The organism is uncultured Sphingomonas sp., assembly GCF_964244265.1.
Classification (GTDB): domain Bacteria; phylum Pseudomonadota; class Alphaproteobacteria; order Sphingomonadales; family Sphingomonadaceae; genus Sphingomonas.
Genome location: NZ_CAXTHV010000003.1, coordinates 84,985 through 100,985, shown reverse-complemented (window position 1 = coordinate 100,985; position 16,001 = coordinate 84,985). Strand labels below are relative to the sequence as shown.

The following is a 16,001-nucleotide window of genomic DNA, read 5'->3' as shown; positions in this document are numbered from 1 at the left end:
ACAGCGCAAGAAGTCAGGCTGGGGCGGCCGCTTCGTCCCGTCCCTTTTCGAGCGATGGTATTGCTTTGCTTCGCAATTTCCGATGTGAATTCAAGAGTAAACGGCTAGTCCGATGCCGCAACGACTGCATCCGGGGAAGATGATTGTGGATGCCTCGATCATCATACCGACATACAATAGGCTATGGAGCCTGCCGGACGCGATCGCCTCGTGCCCGCGCGACACGGGCACCGAGATCATCGTCGTCGATGACGGCAGCACTGACGGCACCTGGGAATGGCTGGCGACGCAGCCCGGGCTCCGCGCGATCCGCCAGGCCAATTGGGGCAAGCCTGCGGCGGCAAATGCCGGGTTCGAGGCGGCACGCGGGTGCTATGTCCGGTTTCTCGATTCGGACGACCTGCTGATCCCCGATGCAGCTCGCGCGCAACTGGCGCATGCCCTGGCCGAACAGCCCGATATCTGCGTCGCGGGTTATGTGGCGCGATATGAGGACGGCGGACGGGAGGAACTGCATGATTGGATCGATTGCGGCGATTTCCTTGCGCAGCAGCTCGGTGAATGCGACAGCTCGCATTACTCGGCCTATCTGTTTCGTCGCGACTTCCTGGCCGGCATCCGCCACCGCCCCGAATATCGGTTCAGAGACGACCGCATGTTTGTCCTCGAATGCGCGCTGAGGGGGCCCCGCGTGGCGACGTGGCGCCGCCCTACGCTGGTCCACCGTCACCACGACAGGGGCCGCATCCAGTTCCAGCCGGGATCGACGCTGATCGTGACAAATTGGCAGGAGCTGGAGATGTGGAAGAAGATCGCCGCGCTGCTCGATGCCGACGGCGAACTGACCGACCGGCGGCGCGCGGCGATGGCTAACAACGTCTGGCCGCTTGCTCTGCGGATTGCCGCCCGCAGTCGGCGCGAGGGGCACGATGCGGTCGACTGGCTCCGTCGGCTGGCACCATCCTTCCGTATTCCCCACCATGGCATCCAGAACCGCCTTTATCGGCGGTTGGGCTATGGCGTGGCGCAACCAGTGGCCAATATCGTGCTGACATTACGCAACGCGGTTCGCGGTGCGGCGGCGATGGTCCGACGCTGAGTTGCGGCGTGGATTGCGGGGTTATCAAGCCAGCCTGCTTATAGTAAGAATGCCCAAATGCCGCACTGCAACATTTCAAGGCGCCGGTGTTTCAACGCTATCTCAATGCCTGACGACGTAATTGGCGGTAGTAAAGGTGGTGCCCGGCCGCAGTCTTCCCTGACGCAGGATCCGGGTCGATGACAATGGAGCCGATCGACGGCCATCCGGCACAGGCTACTTTGCCATCGGTGTAGGAGAGTTCGACGATAATGAGAGATGGATTTGCACGGGAGGCGCGGACGCTTTCGCACGCGCCGCGGGCGATGACGCACCTGGCGGTCAGGCGGCGCTTCGAGGTGTCGCCGGAACTGCTCGCGTGCATCGCCTTGTTCTCGTTGACGTCGGTTCCCTTGATCGGTCAACTCGGTGTCTTGCTGTTCATCGCCATGACCGGCGTGATGGCGGCCTATCGTCCCGCCTTCAACGTACGCCAGCTCGTCCTTTTCTCGCCGCTCCTTCTCCTTCCGTTGCTCGCGATCCTGTCGACGATCTGGTCCGACGCGCCGGAGACGTCAATGCGCGCCGCCCTGGAGATGACGCTGACCGTGATCGCCGGCATCCTGGTGTGTCGCAACGCCAGGGCGGAATGGATGATATTGACGCTGTTCACAGCGATTCTGATCTACGCGCTTAAAACCATTCCCTATATCCCATCGGCTTTGGCCACCAAACAGGCGCTCGTCGCCGGCATGGGCAGCAAGAACCAGGTCGGCCTCGTCGGCTACATGCTGTTTATCCTGTCGGCCGCGGTGCTCATCGACCGTCGCCAACTGGCGCCTGGCAGGATAATCGCTATGGCGTCGATCCCCTTTGCGCTCTTGCTGGCCTGGCTGTCGCAGTCCGGCGGCACGACGTCATCGATCGCGCTGAGCATGATCGTATTTCCCCCGCTGGCAGTCCTGGGTGCGTTCAAGCTTCCGGTGCGGATCGGCCTGATCGCCTTCACCTTGCTGCTGGTGATTATCTCCAGTTTCTTCCTGAAGGAGATCACCGAGGCGGTTACCGATTTCCGCGTCAACGTCCTCAACAAGGACGCTACCCTGACGGGGCGGACCTACCTCTGGGAATTCGCCGCCCGCTTGTCCGCTGAGCGACCGTATCTCGGTCATGGGTTCGGCGCGTTCTGGCGGCAGGGCAATGTCGATGCCGAGGGCCTGTGGCGATGGGGCGGCATCGCCAACCGCTCGGGGTTCAACTTCCATAACGCGTTTGTCGAGATGCGCGTCGATCTGGGATTGGTCGGCATGTACCTGCTCATCGCGACATGCGTCGCCGTGGCCGTCCTCGCCATCATCCGCCAGATCGTCCGGCCCAGCATCCCGCTGGCCTGCCTGGTCGCGTTGATGGCCGTCAATTATGTCCGCAGCTATGTCGAGGATGGGCTGTTCGCGCCGTTCAGCCTGACGACCGTAATCTGGTTTGCGGCAGTGCTGTACGCTTTTCCGGTATCGCCTGCGCCGCGAACCGCGTCCCGGTCGATGCGTGATCGTTTGCGGCTTGGCCTCGGCGCCGACCATCGCCCATCCCCGCGCGCGCGCGAAACGCCTGTCTGGTCGTTGCGCGGGCGGGCCAAGCTTTCGCACTTACGCGGCCAGCATTGAATCTGTTCAAGCGTGGCGAAGATGGTTATGAGTGTCCCAGCGGGGAGGGCAGTTTCGTTGAAAATCAAGACGCTGACATATGTCGGAGCGGCCGTTTGCGGCCTGGCCATGGTACCGGCCCATGCGCAATCGGTGCCGACTGGCCAGGGAGTTGGGGATCGTTCACGCCCGGATTATGACGCCATCGGATCGCGGATCGGCGCTTTTACGTTATATCCCTCGGTCACCGCCACCGGCGAAGCGACGGACAATTACCTTGCGACGGATACCAATCGCCGCAGCGACGTCTTTTTCGTCGTCCGACCCGAATTATACCTGAAGAGCAATTGGGCGCGCGATCGGGTAGAGGCGCGGGCCTTTGTCAGCCAGAGCGTGAACGCCAAGCTCTCCGGGGAAAACGCGACGCAATTCGGTGCCTCGGTCAGCAGCGCCTACGAGCCGATGCGCTCCACCCAGTTCACGCTGGACTTGTCCGGCGCGCGCTATGTCGAGAGCCGGTCGAGCCTAGGCAGTTTTCAGGGATCGGCAGAGCCGGTACGGTTCGGTATCTACCGTGTCGGCGTGGGGGCCTCGCACAGCTTCAACGATCTGGTGCTCGGCCTTTCGGCGGGAGTTAGCCGGGTCGATTATGATGACACCCGCTTTCCAAACGGCGTGGTGGTCGACCAGGATTATCGCGACGTCCGCAGCGTTACTGCCGGCGGCAGCGCCAGATACGATCTCCGTAACGGCATCGGCCTTATCGTCAGCGGCCAGTATGATGATGAGCGCTACGACGTGCGGCCCGGCCGTCCGGGCTATGTCCCGGGCGTCAACATCAATCGCGACTCGTCCGGGTTCAACCTCCAGGGGGGCGTGACGCTGGAACTGTCGAAGCTGATCTTCGGCTCGCTGCAGGTCGGCTATATCAGCCGCCGCTATATCGATCCTACGCTGAACGACTTTGGCGGCCTGTCGTTCAGCGGTGACGTGTTGTGGAATATCACACCGCTAACGTCGATCCGATTCCGTGCGAGCCGCTCGATCGAGGATACAAGCTCCCCCCTGATTGCGGGCAATACGCGCAGCGACTTCCGACTTTCGGTAGATCACGAACTTTACCGCTACGTCATCCTTTCGGGAGATATCGGGTACGGCAGTTTTCGGCCGAACGGCATTGGTGTCGGCGGTGACGAATATACCGTGGGCATCGGCGCGCGTTACCTGATCGATCGCCGCTTTTCGGTTACTGCCGGCCTGCGCCATTCGGGCCGGACTTCCGACAGCAACTTCCTTCGATACCAGGCGACGAGCGGTAATGTCGGTGTGCGCGTCAACTTCTAGCATCGTGCTCTAGACCTGAACCGTTCGTCCCCGGACTTATGATCCTGGGTATCAAAGCGCGCCGGGTCGATCGGGATCGTCAGTTGACGTAATAGCCTTTGAACTTCTTGTGATAGCCGTAGACGTCCTCCTGTCCGGTGCTGCCGAACTTGCGGATGTCGACCATGGTCAGCGCTACGCCGTAGACCTTGGCCTGCGCGCCGATCAGCAGGTCGAGCGCAGTGTCTACCGCGCGCAGCGACGTTCCACGCCAGCGCGCCAGCAGGACGACGGCATCCGCCAGGCTCGCGACCGAGCGAGCGTCGGCGATGCCGAGCACGGGAGCGGTGTCGATCACTACGAAGTCGAACCGCCCGCGCAGCTCCGCGAGCAGCTTGGAGACGATTTGCGGGGCGAGCAGGTCGCGGCCATCGTCCGGCGAGCGATGCGTCCCGAGCACGATCAGGTCGGTGGCATTATCCGGCAACAGACCTTCGTCAAGCGTGACCCGGCTCGCCAGGACATCGAGCAGCTTGCCCTCGCGTCCATCCAGCAGGATGTCGCTCGCCGAATGACGGCGGATGTCGCAATCGACGAGCACGGTCGAGGCGCCGGACATTGCCAGCGTTCGCGCCAGGCAAACCGCGGTCGTCGTCTTGCCTTCGCGGGGCAGCGCCGACGTCACCGCCAGCACCTTGGGCCGGCGATTCCCCCGCAGCGTGATCGACGCGCGGAGGTTGCGCAGCGCCTCGGCGAAGGTCGAGAGCGGATGCGAGATGATATAGTCCTCGGGCGGCTCGGTGCTGCGAAGCCCGTCAAGCGTCGATTCGACATCGGGCACCGTGCCCATGTAGCGTGCACCCAACCGGCGCTCGACATCCGACTTGCTCTTGATTCCGCTGTCGAGAAACTCGGCGACCGCGACCCCGGCCAGGCCGGTCACCAGACCGGTTAGCAGGCCAATTAGGTAAAGCAGCTTGACCTTGGGCGAGGATGGCGTGGGATTTGGCAGCGCCGCCGACGACAACGAGGCGATCGGCTGTTCAATGCCGTCGCGGGCGGCAGTGCCGCGCGATTTATTGAGAAAAGCCTCGTACACGATGCGCGCGGCTTCGGCCTTGCGCTGAAGCTCAAGGAAGCCGACCTGCGCGGAGGCATTGCCGGCCAGCCTGGACCGCGCCGACGACTGGCTTTGTTCTAGCGACGACAGCCCCGATGCCGCGACGCTGACCTCCGCCTCCAGGCTGGAAAGAATGCGATTGATCTCGAGCTGGATCTGGCGCTGGATGTCGGCGAGGCGCTGCTCCTCCTGCGCGACGGACGGATGACGGGGGCCGTAGCGCGTGCGGAGCTGGGCAAGGTTGCGGCTGCTGTCGGCTTCCTGCTGGCGCAGGGCGCCGACAGTGCCAGAACTGAGCGCCGACGCGACGTCGCTGCCGCCCCCGCCGCTGCGCAGCTGTGCGCGTGCCGCCGCGAGCCGGCCCTGGCGCTGGGCCAGTTCGGCGCGTGCCACCTGGACCTGCTGGTTGAGCGTCGAGGCCTCCTGCTCGGCCATCGTCGCGCCTTCGGAACTCATCAGCCCGTTGGCGATCTTGTACCGTTGGAGCGCGGCGTCGGCGGTTTGGGCTTCCTGCTGCAATTGTTTCAGGCGACTGTCGATCTGACCGTTCATCTGCCGTTCGGCGGCATCCTTGGCGGCGCCGATGCTTGCCAGATACTGCTTCACATATTCGTTGGCGACACGCGCGGATTGCGACGGGGTTTCGGTGGTCGCGGATATCTCCAGCAGCGACGTCTGCCCGACGCGACGGACCGCGATCAGCGATCGCGCGCGGGAGGCGGCGGCGGTGATCTGGTTACGCTGTTGCGGCGACAAGGGGGCGTCGAGCGACGGCGGCAAATCGTCGACCAGGCCGAGCGCAATGGCGACCCGCGCGGAGAGTTGCGGCGCGTCAAATGCCAGGATCTGGGTATCGATGAAGTCCGACGTCTGCGCCTGGTCGCCCGCGCCCTCGCCGCCGGGCTGAACGGGATCGCCCCGACGCGGTTCGATCAGCAGGGTTGCCGAAGACATGTACATGCGCGGCGCGAGCTGAGCATAGGCAATCGCCGATCCCGCGATCATCAGGAACAGGCCCAGGAAAATCCAGAGGCGTCGCCAGAAGACGACCAGCAGCCGCCGCGGATCAGGGAGCAGCGAGCTGTTGCCGATGGCGGTTTCCACCGGCTCCGGTTCCACGGTCTCCGGCACGTCATACGGCTGGGGCTGCAGCAATGGTTCGGCAGGTACTGTCATCTAGGGTTCGTTTCCATCGTCAATCCGAGCTCGGCTGCCGCAACGTCTAGCGCGCATTGATTACCATCGCTTACAAAAAACGACCTGCGGATGCTTTTTCGAGGCTATCGTCCGGCTAATTGGCTTACGGGGCGCCATCGGTTCGTGGAGTGATGTCTTGTATTCGCTAGGAAAGGCGCTCAATCGGCGGCAGGGGCTGACGGCGACCGCGCTGCTCCGTCTGGCACTGGTGCTGATCCTCATCGTCCTGCAGAGTATCGAGGTAAGCGACAGCTTCCCGTTGCTGCAGGCGGGCCCGGTCTGGGCGCTCCCGTCGTTATGCATCTGCATGCTCGCCGCTTCGTTGGGTTTTTCGGCCGCCGAGAGCCGCGGGACCATGGCGTGGCGGGCGTTCGCCGCCGACCAGTTCAGGCTTTCGATTCCCATCTATGCGGCCGCGGTGATTGCCGCGATGGCGGTATTGGGGCCGCTGGCGACCAATCGAGGCACCGGCAACTATTTCGGCGATCCCGCTACCTATGCCTATCTGCTCAATCTGGTCGGCCTTCCGCAATTCACGCTGCCCGGGGTGTTCGAGTTCAACGACCTGACGCAGGTCGTCAACCAGAACGTCTGGGTCGCCCCGGTTTTTGTCGTCGTTACGGCCGCGATTTGTGTCGACGGCCGGCGGCGGTGGGCGAAGGCTTTTCCGGTCATCCTGGCTCTGGTGATCGTCACGACCGCGTTGCTGGTGCAGGCGATTGCCCGGCCGCCCGGCGACAATCGCGATCCCGCCGCGCTGTTTCTGGCGGGTGATGGATTGAGCGCGATGCTGGGCGCGCTGTTCGGCATCGGCCTGTTCCGCGGGCGCCGGCTGGTGCCGATCGACTGGCGGCTGGCGATGGTGGCGGCTGTGGCGATGCTGATGCTTGCCGCGATTGGCGACCCGATTTGGCTGGGCTCGGCCGTTTTCCGTATCCTGGAAGTGGCGGCGTCCACCTATCTGTGCGTCTATCTGGAATTGCGGCGTCCTCCGCTCGCGTGGCTGTGGAATCGAATCGAACCTTATCTGGTCGCGATGTTCCTCGTCAGCTTTCCGTTGCAGCAGGCCGCGACCCAGATCGGGCCGAGCCGCCAGAATTTCATCGTGAACGTCGCCGCAGCCGGCGGCGCGGCGATCGTAATCGCGGTGGCATATTGGTATCTGATCGGCCGGCGGATCGTCGGCGAGCGCAGGCGAACCGCGCTGGCGACGGCGATGGCCGTGGAGGCGGAATTTCCGCGGGCCCGGCATCGCGTCCGCCGCATCGATCGCGCCGCCATCATCGTCCATCTCGCCGTGGGCCTGTCGATCAGCGTCTTCGCACTGGGCCTGCTGAGCATGGTTTATTTCGCGTTGAAGCACGACTGATCGCCGGTGTCCCGCCGGTCCGTCGCGCGGTATCGGTCGATCATCCTTAAGGCGCTCTAAACCCCGTCACATAAGCCCGGCTCAACCTTTGTCCGGCAATCACGGAAGGACCGAACGACGAGGTGTCCCGTGGTCGCGCAGCGTAAGATGAAGCTTCAAGGGCAGAATGCCCGCGCCGGATCATCGCCCGACCGAGGCGACATGACCAACCCGTTGCATCCGATGCATCAGGAATTGCTTCGCCGCGTCGCGATGCCGGGGACGCCAGGCGCCACCGAGTGGAGCAGGCCGGCGCGGTTCGCCACGATCTTCTATCTCGGCCTTGCCGCCTGGGCCCTTGTCGGCCTCGCGACCGCGGCGGTGATCGCCACGTTCTGAACCTTCAGGTGGAAGGCGACAGCGATCCTGGATCGCTTTAGAGTCGCGCCATGGCGTTCACCTTCCTCAACCGCCTGCGTCGTGCCGACACGCCGGCGACGATGCCGCGCCTGTACGCAATCGGCGATATTCATGGTCGTGCCGACCTGTTCGAACAGATCATCGACCATATCAAGGACGACGTACTGACCCGCGATCAAAGGCCCACGCGGATCATCATCCTGGGCGACTTCATCGATCGCGGGCCGGCATCGGCCGCGATCGTCACGCTGTTGATGCGCCTGAGAAAAGAAAGCAATCTGATCGTCCTGAAGGGCAATCACGAGGCGGCGATGGTCGATGCGCTGGCCGGCGATCACGATGCGCTGGACCTGTGGCTGGCTCATGGCGGCCTGGAAACGCTGGCCAGTTTCGGCGTCGATGTCGACGACATCGATCAGGCCGACACGCTCCAGATACTCCGCCGGGCCCGCGCCGAGATCCCGCCGTCGATTCGCCGGTGGCTGCGCGACCTGCCGACCCATGCGTCGTTTGGCCGCTATTATTTCGTCCATGCCGGGATACAGCCGGGCGTTCCCCTGGACGAGCAGAGCGATGCCAGCCGGTTGTGGATCACCGACGACTTCATCGCCAGCGACGCCGATCACGGCGCGGTCATCGTCCACGGTCACACGATACATGAGGACGGCGTGCAGATCATGCCCAACCGCATCGGCGTGGATACCGGCGCCTACCGGACCGGAAAGCTATCGGCAGTCATGATCGAGGACGACCGGATCGAGGTCATCACCAGCAACGGCTAAACCAGCCGCCGTTCGGGATTGAACTCCACCACCCGGCAAATCCGCTGCCCCGGCAACCCGGACGGCACAGAACCTGGTCGACCTCCCGCCCGAAGCAACAGTCAATAAGCGCCGCGTGCCAGGCAGACCGCGGGGATCGTCTTCATGATGATCTGCACGTCGCGATAGGCCGATTTCGACCGGACATAGGTGACATCGCAGGCCACGCGCCGGCGATAACTGGTCCCGCTGCGGCCGCTGATCTGCCACAGGCCGGTAATGCCGGGGCGTACGCGGCAATAAGCGTCGAAATAGCGACCATAGCGAAGCACTTCGGCATCGACGATCGGGCGCGGTCCGACAATGCTCATGGACCCCCGCAGGACGTTGAAGAGTTGCGGCAGTTCATCGAGGCTGGTCTTGCGCAGGATCGCCCCCACGGCGGTCACGCGGGGATCGCACACCAGCTTGCGGTCACGTTCCCACTCGCTGAGCGCCAGCGGGTTTTCGGCGAGCAGGCGGGCCAGCATCTCGTCGCCATCGACGTGCATCGTACGGAATTTCAAGCAGGTGAACGGTATCCCGCCACGCCCGATCCGCGACTGCCGGAAAAAAACCGGCCCGCCGGACCAGCTCACCGCCAGCGCGACGACGAGCATCAGGGGGGCAAAGAAGGCGATGGCAAGCAGCGCGATGCAGATGTCGAGGGCGCGCGAAAGCCGCTCCCCACTCTCCGACGCGTCATGCGTGGGGCCGGATGCGCGCGTTTCGGCACGGGGAGGGACATAAGCGGGAGTAGCCACGTCCGTCCATGCTACGGGAAATGTCTTAAACACTTCGCAATCCCCAATGATCGCCGAACTCGCGCTACAATTTTATTGCGACGCAGCATACCATCTCACTTCTTGCCGAGTCGGGCAATGGCGATTCCCGGTCGCCTGCCGCGTTTTGTCCCGTTCATGGCCAGTTTTGGCACGCACGGTTGCAAAACCCAGTTCGATTGCCCGATTCGTCCGGTAAATCGTGATTGCAGTTTCCTTGGGTAGCGACCTTATCCCAGATCAAACCACTTTTCGGCCCGCGCGATGACGAGTGCGCCTCATGCTGCACATGCTTCTACAAGGGTTCATTCTTCCGTGATTTGCTTAGTCGCACATCGCCATCGCGGAGCGTTCGCCTTGATGAGGTCCCTTATCGGCTTAAACGTGACCCTCTTGTTGCACCTCGGCCATTTCTGATCCAATTTGGGATTCTGCCTATGCCGCGGTGCGGAAGAAGCTGGACACCAGCGTTAAGAATCGGTTATTGGCTGAGTCGGAACAAATGGAATGTTTGTTGTACTAGGGTCCGTCGACGCCATCCGGGCGTCGACGGCGACCATGCTTAAGGGGAACACGCAATGCGGAAATATATTGTAGCGGCGATTCTAGCGGCGGCGCCCCTGGCGCCGGCGATGGCGGCGCCGACGCCCACCATCATCTACACCAACGGTGTCTACACGCTGCCCCCGTCGACGACCGCGGGCATTTTCGAGACGTTCAACGGTGCCGTGGCTGGTGCGGCGTTCACGCCGAACCCCAAGGTGATCGCATCGCCGTCGGCGGGCACCGTTACGGAAACCGCTTCGGGCACCGTGACCACCCAGACCGGGACTGTCCCCGGCGCGGTCAATCCCGACAATAATGGCGACGGATACCTCGCCGTGCAGAACGGGACCTTTACGGTCAGCTTTGGTTCGGCTGGCGTTCAGTTCTTCTCGTTCGTGTTCGGAACGCTCGACACCTACAACTCGCTGACGCTGAATTTCAAGGACGGCACCTCCGTGCTGTACCAGGGCCAGCAGATCATCGGCCTGAGCGGTTTGACGACCGGTGGGACCCAGACCTACACCCCGCAGCAGACCGGCCGGGTGAGCTACGATACCGGCGGTGGCTCGGCGATCGTAAGCGCGATCTTCGGATCGACGCAGGCGGCGTTTGAAATCGACGACATCGCGGCTGCGGCACCTGAGCCCGCGACCTGGGCGCTCATGATCCTCGGCTTCGGTCTGGCGGGCGCGCAGCTCCGCTACAGCCGTCGCAAGGGTCAGATCGCTTTCGCCTGATTGCGATACCTTGTTGAAGAAGGGCGTCACCGAAAGGTGGCGCCCTTTTTTTTCGTTATCGAGCAGGAGGCGAGCGGTTGGCGGAATGGCGCAGCATTTTGCGGCTATATCGATCGATCGGCAACGCGCCCTGAGAACGAACCCGGGCCATGATCTTCGGTCTGGTTTGCGGCCGGCCTGTATTCGGCCCGATGGCATGCTCAACCCGGCGATGATACCGCATATCGGTTCGCCCGTCCCGGCAATGCAGATGATGGACTGGTCCTGCCGGAGAGATGGGGCATGCTGGTCCTTGCGGTCATGTCGTCACGCGCGGCTGGCGCTACGGCGCAATGCCCGCTCCTCGGGCTGGTCGCGCATCAGGACACGGGCTAAGGGTTCCTAGAGAGTTCGCCCGTACATGGTATCCGATCTGGCCAGGCCCTACGGCCATGACGTTCAATCATTGGAGGATCGCATGGGCATCTTCGACATTCTCACGCTCGCCATCTTCGCGGGCCTGATAGTATTGTTCCTGCAACGGTCGATAGAACCGACCGAACACAAGGACCATCTGTGGCAGTATCTGATCGCGGCGTGCGGCTGCGCGGTCGCCAATTATGCCGGCAATAAGGGGTATCCGCTGATTGCGGTCGGGCTCATTGTCGCGAACCTGGCCTTCATCACCTATGTCTTGAAGCCCTTTCCGAAGTTTCCGCTCCGCTAGGGCGTTCCCAGCACGATCTGCCGCCCCAATGGTCGCGCGGTCGCGATCATCTCCTGGGCGAAGCGGGTCAGCGCCGCGTCCGCTTCTTCGTTGTTCACGCCGATCGTCGAGAGCCGCACGAGAATGCCGTCCGGGACGATTCCGGTCAGGACGCTGGTGATGATCGCGTGATATTCCTCGGCGGTGTTGCGCGGAAAGCTGTGGCCGATCCGCGTCCAATAGACCAGCCGCTCGATACGATCGTCCCGCTGCGCGGTGAACCAGCGCGCGTTGACCGGGGTGCCGGAAACGAACGGGAAGGCGGTTTCCTTGAACTGGGCAAGTTTGAAGCCCTGTCCCGGATAACAGGTCTCGGGGCGGTGCAACTGCATGCTGCCGCCCTGCGTGCTGCCAAAGGCGATGAGCAGCATGATCGTCGGCAGGTTGTCGGCCCGGTAGGTCCGGGTGAGCAGCTGGTCATACCCTTCGGTATTGGTAGGCTCTTCGTCATTGGCGACGACAATGCCGGCCGGCGTCGTGATGCGCCAGGGCCCGACCTGCCGCGCTATAAGGTCGCTGAGCTTGGCGTTGACCAGACGGTTTTCGGACCGACGCGGCTTGGCGGCAAAGGCGCCCGCCGCGGTCAGCATCATCGCGCCACCGATCAGGAAGTTACGCCGGGCAATGGTGAAGGTTCTCTCCGTCATGCCGTCGCCAATATTTGATGGGTGCCCTGGGTGGGCCAAAGTCGTTCGAGAATCGCATCAAAGGCGATGGTGCCCGACAGCGCGACGACGAACATCGTCATGCCGGCAAATTGATGCAGGAAGCCCTGGGCAGCGTCGTTGCCCAAATAATAAGTAATCAGCACCAGCAGCAGCACCCTGACGAAATTGGCCAGGATAGCCATGGCAAGGATCGCGCAGAACAGGACGGCCATGTAGACGGCGTTGGCGCTATGCCGGATATAGGCATAAAACAGACCGATCGCGCTCAGGCTGATCATCGAGTTCAGGCCGCCGCAGGCCGCCTTCACCTCCAGCGAATATTGGCCGATATAGATGAGCAGTCCCGACTGCGCGACGGGCAGGCCGATCCCGCTCAACAACGAGACTGCGAGCGCCGAGATCTGGAGCCGGAGCGGCTGGGTCGCCACCGCCACCAGGCTGCCCGGGGGCGGCAGCACGAACAGGAAATAGACGATCGGAAACCATGCCTGGCGCATGCCGCTGAACCCGACAAGCAGGTACAAGGTGGTAACCAGGATGCCGTAGAGCGCAGCACTTTCCAGCACGATGCTGCCGACGATCCTGAGCATGATATAGGCAAGGAGCAAGGCCACCAGAACCAAGCCGCCAAGCCACGGGGATCCCGGACGGGCAGCGGCGCGGATTTTTGGCCAGCGCCGGACGAACAGCCAGATTGCAATCGCCAGAACGATGGGGCCATGCGCGCCTTGCTCGGTCGCCCAAGAGACCGCCGCAATGCCGTTCATCGTCGGGATGACCAGCGCTACGATGCCGATGAAGAGCGGTAAAAGCGCCCAGCCGGCCTTCCACCGGAAGGGGCTGGCCTCTTTCTGCGGCATCAACGTTGATCCGGCTTGAACTGACATTCCAACATGTTCCGATGATTGAAAACGCCTTGCCGCAGCCGTTCGAAAAAATCGCACCCGCACGCCATGGGCGGCTTTACGGCCAGCCACCCCTCCCGACAAGTCGTGGCGTCGGCGCATTGTCCCGATCTACGTCACTCTTTCAATGGTCTTGCGCCTGATCCGTACCCGCGAAACGTGTATGACCCATGAACCACGGCCGGTGTGCCTCGTCCGGATGCAATTGGCTGGCGAACCCCTGTCGAGCGGCGCGGCCGGGACCGTCAATAAGCCTTGTTGTGGATCACGACCCCGGTAGTACGGATCAGGATCAGCAGGTCGCGGAAGATCGACCATTCCGCGACATATTCGAGATCGCTGCGCAATCGGTTGCTGAGGTCTTCACGATGATCGGTTGCCCCGCGATAACCGCGTACCTGGGCCAGGCCGGTAATTCCCGGCTTGATCGAGTGGCGCAACCAATAGCGATGGTCGACGTGCCAGAACAGATCCTCGCCCGCGCGCGACCCCAGAGCATGCGGTCGTGGTCCGACCAGCGCCATGTCGCCACGCAGGACGTTGAACAACTGGGGCAGCTCGTCGATGCTGGTGGCGCGGATCAGGCGGCCGACGCGGGTTATCCGGTCATCGCCGCGCGACGCCGAACGATCGCCGGCCCGGTCGGCCTTTTCGTGCCGCATGCTGCGGAACTTCATCACGTCGAACAGGCGGTTACTGCGCCCCATGCGCTGTTGGCGAAACAGCACGGGCCCGCGGCTGTCCATCCTGATCGCGACCGCGACGGCCAGCATCACCGGGCTGAGAATGACGACCAGCGGCACGGTGATCGCCAGATCCAGCATCCGCTTGAGCATGCGGTTGAACAAATCGAGCTTGCCGACGGAAACCTGGACGGTGGGCACGTTGTGGCGGGCCAGCCCCTTGCTTACCGCCAGTCCGGCGAGTTCGGGGATCAGCAGTTCGCCATTGCACCCGACCGCCTGCAGATAGAGCGCCCATTGCTGGCGGCGGTCGGCGGGGCAGGCGACGATGACATTGTCATAGGCCGCTGACAGGCACGAGAAATTGTGCAGGCTGATCGGATCATAGGCGTCGGGCTTCAGCCCGAAGCTGTCGGCGCGGACCCCGTCAAACAAAGCGGGAACCTCGGCGATCACGTCGTCCTCGATGAACAGGCCGCAGACAAATTGCCGGCTGAGACGCGATCGCACGAAACGGACCGCCGCGATCCGGATCCAGATCATGATCGGCAGTGCCACGCATGCGCTAAGCAGGAAAATGCTGCGCGAGAATGCCTCGCTCTGCTTGCTGCTGAAGACGATGAGCAGGACGATCGCCAGCGTCACCAACCAGGCATGGACCACCCGCATCCCAGCGGCCTGGAGGGAATGCATTGCCGGAAAGGTATAGCTGCGGGTGTAGAAGGTAACGATGACAAAGACCGGCATCGTCAGGACGGTAAGTATCGCGTCCTCCGGGCGCAGGCCGTCGGACAACAGCGTCGCCAAAGTGAAGGGGGTCAGGCCGATCACTATGATGTCCGCCAGGATCAGCGCCACGTAAACCATTATCCTGACGAGGCGGGAACGATGGATGCCCCGCAAGGTGCGGTTTTCGGCAATGGGCTGCGCCGACGCCAGGGTTTCCCGCATGTCGAGGTCGGCCGCCGTCATCGGCGACTTTCCCTGCCGCTGATATCCAAACAAATGCGCTCGTAGCAATATGTCACATGGCCCCCCGACCCGTCCCGGCCAGCATGTCCTCACCGACAAGCGTGGCGATACCCGCGCGCGTCACCTCGTCCGATAGAGCGGTCATATGTCTCATGCAATCGATCCCGACCGGGCTCGTCGCTATCCACGCGACTGCAGCAAAAAGACCTCAGCAGAAAAGCAATCACGCGATAATATGCGTCCGGGCGTGGCAAAATCTGGCTAAGTTGCATCGCAGCATGGAACCGGCTGATAGCCTGTGCTTGGCGAGCCGATCCATGGGCGGTAGGCTGCAGTCTACGCTCGATGGATGTCGGGCGCTGTCGACAAGGTGCGTGGCCATTGCCCGACGTCCGCTCAACCCGCTCGGCCGCAAGCACGCGGGCCGCATGATCACGCTGTACGTCGCGCGCGCCGACAACGGCGTGATCGGCCGAGATGGCGCTTTGCCCTGGCACCTGCCCGCCGACCTCAAGCGGTTCAAGGCCCGGACGATGGGGCGTGCGATGATCATGGGGCGCAAGACCTTTGAGAGCTTTCCGGCCCCTTTGCCCGGCCGACGGCACGTCGTGCTGACGCGCGACCCGGCATGGCACGGATCCGGAGCCGAGGTGGCGCGGTCGGCGGTGGAGGCGCTGGCGCTGGCCGGCGAGAATGCGGCGGTAATCGGTGGCGCCGCGGTGTTCGCGCTGTTTGCCGATCGCGCCCGCCGGATCGAGCTGACCGAGATCCATGCAGCACCCGCGGGCGATGTCGTCGTCCCGCGCTTTGTCGGCTGGCGCGAGGTCGCGCGTGAGGATTACCCGGCCGAGGGGGACCGGCCGGCCTACAGCTTCGTCACGCTGGAGCGCTGACCACGATCACGGAAAGGCGGTCCCGGAAAATTCGGCGCGACCTGATCTATTTTCCGAGTAGGAAAGGGGTTCCGCCGCCGCATCCTCATGATAAGCGACCGAGATGATTGAAGTCATGCGACAGCGCAGAACGCCGCACCC

Annotated in this window: 14 protein-coding genes; 9 read left to right on the top strand and 5 right to left on the bottom strand. The window is 63.1% G+C overall.

All coding sequences use genetic code 11. The features are described from left to right. The first annotated feature begins 112 nt into the window (after window positions 1-112). The 3 genes from ACFE7K_RS02175 to ACFE7K_RS02165 all read left to right on the top strand — a co-directional run bounded on the left by ACFE7K_RS02175 (window position 113) and on the right by ACFE7K_RS02165 (window position 4,065). A complete protein-coding gene (locus ACFE7K_RS02175) occupies window positions 113-1,099 on the top strand; it encodes a glycosyltransferase family 2 protein (protein ID WP_375396511.1) in 987 nt (328 codons plus the stop codon). Between the two features lie 251 nt (window positions 1,100-1,350). Then, entirely contained in the window at window positions 1,351-2,742 is a 1,392-nt protein-coding gene (locus ACFE7K_RS02170) for an O-antigen ligase family protein (RefSeq protein ID WP_375396510.1), read from the top strand. A gap of 108 nt (window positions 2,743-2,850) precedes the next feature. Further along, entirely contained in the window at window positions 2,851-4,065 is a 1,215-nt protein-coding gene (locus ACFE7K_RS02165) for an outer membrane beta-barrel protein (RefSeq protein ID WP_375396509.1), read from the top strand. A gap of 79 nt (window positions 4,066-4,144) precedes the next feature. Here the strand turns inward: ACFE7K_RS02165 and ACFE7K_RS02160 are convergent, their stop codons facing one another. Then, a complete protein-coding gene (locus tag ACFE7K_RS02160; protein WP_375396508.1) occupies window positions 4,145-6,340 on the bottom strand; it encodes a GumC family protein in 2,196 nt (731 codons plus the stop codon). A gap of 157 nt (window positions 6,341-6,497) precedes the next feature. Between ACFE7K_RS02160 and ACFE7K_RS02155 the strand changes: the two genes are divergently transcribed. From ACFE7K_RS02155 to ACFE7K_RS02145, 3 genes are all read left to right on the top strand, one after another. Then, window positions 6,498-7,730 carry a hypothetical protein gene (locus ACFE7K_RS02155; RefSeq protein ID WP_375396507.1) on the top strand — a complete coding sequence of 411 codons (1,233 nt, stop codon included), beginning with the start codon at window positions 6,498-6,500 and terminating at the stop codon, window positions 7,728-7,730. 201 nt (window positions 7,731-7,931) lie between these two features. After that, complete coding sequence (locus ACFE7K_RS02150; protein WP_375396506.1) at window positions 7,932-8,108, top strand: hypothetical protein; 177 nt, start codon at window positions 7,932-7,934, stop codon at window positions 8,106-8,108. A 50-nt stretch (window positions 8,109-8,158) separates the two neighbouring features. After that, window positions 8,159-8,911: a metallophosphoesterase family protein gene (locus ACFE7K_RS02145; protein ID WP_375396505.1), complete on the top strand. Its 753-nt coding sequence runs from the start codon at window positions 8,159-8,161 to the stop codon at window positions 8,909-8,911. 101 nt (window positions 8,912-9,012) lie between these two features. On the opposite strand, the gene ACFE7K_RS02140 is transcribed toward ACFE7K_RS02145, so the two are convergent. Then, the gene (locus tag ACFE7K_RS02140; protein WP_375396504.1) at window positions 9,013-9,693 is read right to left on the bottom strand and encodes a sugar transferase; all 681 of its coding nucleotides are present in this window, start codon (window positions 9,691-9,693) and stop codon (window positions 9,013-9,015) included. Window positions 9,694-10,343: 650 nt separating this feature from the next. Between ACFE7K_RS02140 and ACFE7K_RS02135 the strand changes: the two genes are divergently transcribed. Together ACFE7K_RS02135 and ACFE7K_RS02130 are read left to right on the top strand one after the other, a co-directional pair. Beyond that, window positions 10,344-10,994: a PEPxxWA-CTERM sorting domain-containing protein gene (locus ACFE7K_RS02135; RefSeq protein ID WP_375396503.1), complete on the top strand. Its 651-nt coding sequence runs from the start codon at window positions 10,344-10,346 to the stop codon at window positions 10,992-10,994. Between the two features lie 457 nt (window positions 10,995-11,451). Continuing rightward, window positions 11,452-11,700: an XrtV sorting system accessory protein gene (locus tag ACFE7K_RS02130; RefSeq protein WP_375396502.1), complete on the top strand. Its 249-nt coding sequence runs from the start codon at window positions 11,452-11,454 to the stop codon at window positions 11,698-11,700. Here ACFE7K_RS02130 and ACFE7K_RS02125 read toward each other — a convergent pair. The 3 genes from ACFE7K_RS02125 to ACFE7K_RS02115 form a co-directional block, all read right to left on the bottom strand. Continuing rightward, a complete protein-coding gene (locus tag ACFE7K_RS02125) occupies window positions 11,697-12,386 on the bottom strand; it encodes an exosortase C-terminal domain/associated protein EpsI (protein ID WP_375396501.1) in 690 nt (229 codons plus the stop codon). The two genes, ACFE7K_RS02130 and ACFE7K_RS02125, sit on opposite strands and share 4 nt — an antisense overlap. Then, window positions 12,383-13,384 carry an exosortase V gene (gene xrtV / locus ACFE7K_RS02120; protein ID WP_375396500.1) on the bottom strand — a complete coding sequence of 334 codons (1,002 nt, stop codon included), beginning with the start codon at window positions 13,382-13,384 and terminating at the stop codon, window positions 12,383-12,385. Before xrtV ends, ACFE7K_RS02125 begins: the two co-directional genes overlap by 4 nt. 173 nt (window positions 13,385-13,557) lie before the next feature. Then, window positions 13,558-14,967 (bottom strand): sugar transferase, encoded by a 1,410-nt coding sequence (locus ACFE7K_RS02115; protein WP_375396499.1) that lies wholly within the window; start codon window positions 14,965-14,967, stop codon window positions 13,558-13,560. A 428-nt stretch (window positions 14,968-15,395) separates the two neighbouring features. Here ACFE7K_RS02115 and ACFE7K_RS02110 point away from each other — a divergent pair, with 428 nt between their 5' ends. Continuing rightward, the gene (locus ACFE7K_RS02110) at window positions 15,396-15,860 is read left to right on the top strand and encodes a dihydrofolate reductase (protein ID WP_375396498.1); all 465 of its coding nucleotides are present in this window, start codon (window positions 15,396-15,398) and stop codon (window positions 15,858-15,860) included. Window positions 15,861-16,001 lie beyond the last annotated feature (141 nt).

Coding starts and splice junctions, on each gene's coding strand:
- ACFE7K_RS02125 (WP_375396501.1), bottom strand. CDS start 12,386: ATGACGGAGAGAACCTTCACCATTGCCCGGCGTAACTTCCTGATCGGT.
- ACFE7K_RS02160 (WP_375396508.1), bottom strand. CDS start 6,340: ATGACAGTACCTGCCGAACCATTGCTGCAGCCCCAGCCGTATGACGTG.
- ACFE7K_RS02175 (WP_375396511.1), top strand. CDS start 113: ATGCCGCAACGACTGCATCCGGGGAAGATGATTGTGGATGCCTCGATC.
- ACFE7K_RS02150 (WP_375396506.1), top strand. CDS start 7,932: ATGACCAACCCGTTGCATCCGATGCATCAGGAATTGCTTCGCCGCGTC.
- ACFE7K_RS02115 (WP_375396499.1), bottom strand. CDS start 14,967: ATGACGGCGGCCGACCTCGACATGCGGGAAACCCTGGCGTCGGCGCAG.
- ACFE7K_RS02170 (WP_375396510.1), top strand. CDS start 1,351: ATGAGAGATGGATTTGCACGGGAGGCGCGGACGCTTTCGCACGCGCCG.
- ACFE7K_RS02135 (WP_375396503.1), top strand. CDS start 10,344: ATGGCGGCGCCGACGCCCACCATCATCTACACCAACGGTGTCTACACG.
- ACFE7K_RS02130 (WP_375396502.1), top strand. CDS start 11,452: ATGGGCATCTTCGACATTCTCACGCTCGCCATCTTCGCGGGCCTGATA.
- ACFE7K_RS02110 (WP_375396498.1), top strand. CDS start 15,396: ATGATCACGCTGTACGTCGCGCGCGCCGACAACGGCGTGATCGGCCGA.
- ACFE7K_RS02145 (WP_375396505.1), top strand. CDS start 8,159: ATGGCGTTCACCTTCCTCAACCGCCTGCGTCGTGCCGACACGCCGGCG.
- ACFE7K_RS02165 (WP_375396509.1), top strand. CDS start 2,851: ATGGTACCGGCCCATGCGCAATCGGTGCCGACTGGCCAGGGAGTTGGG.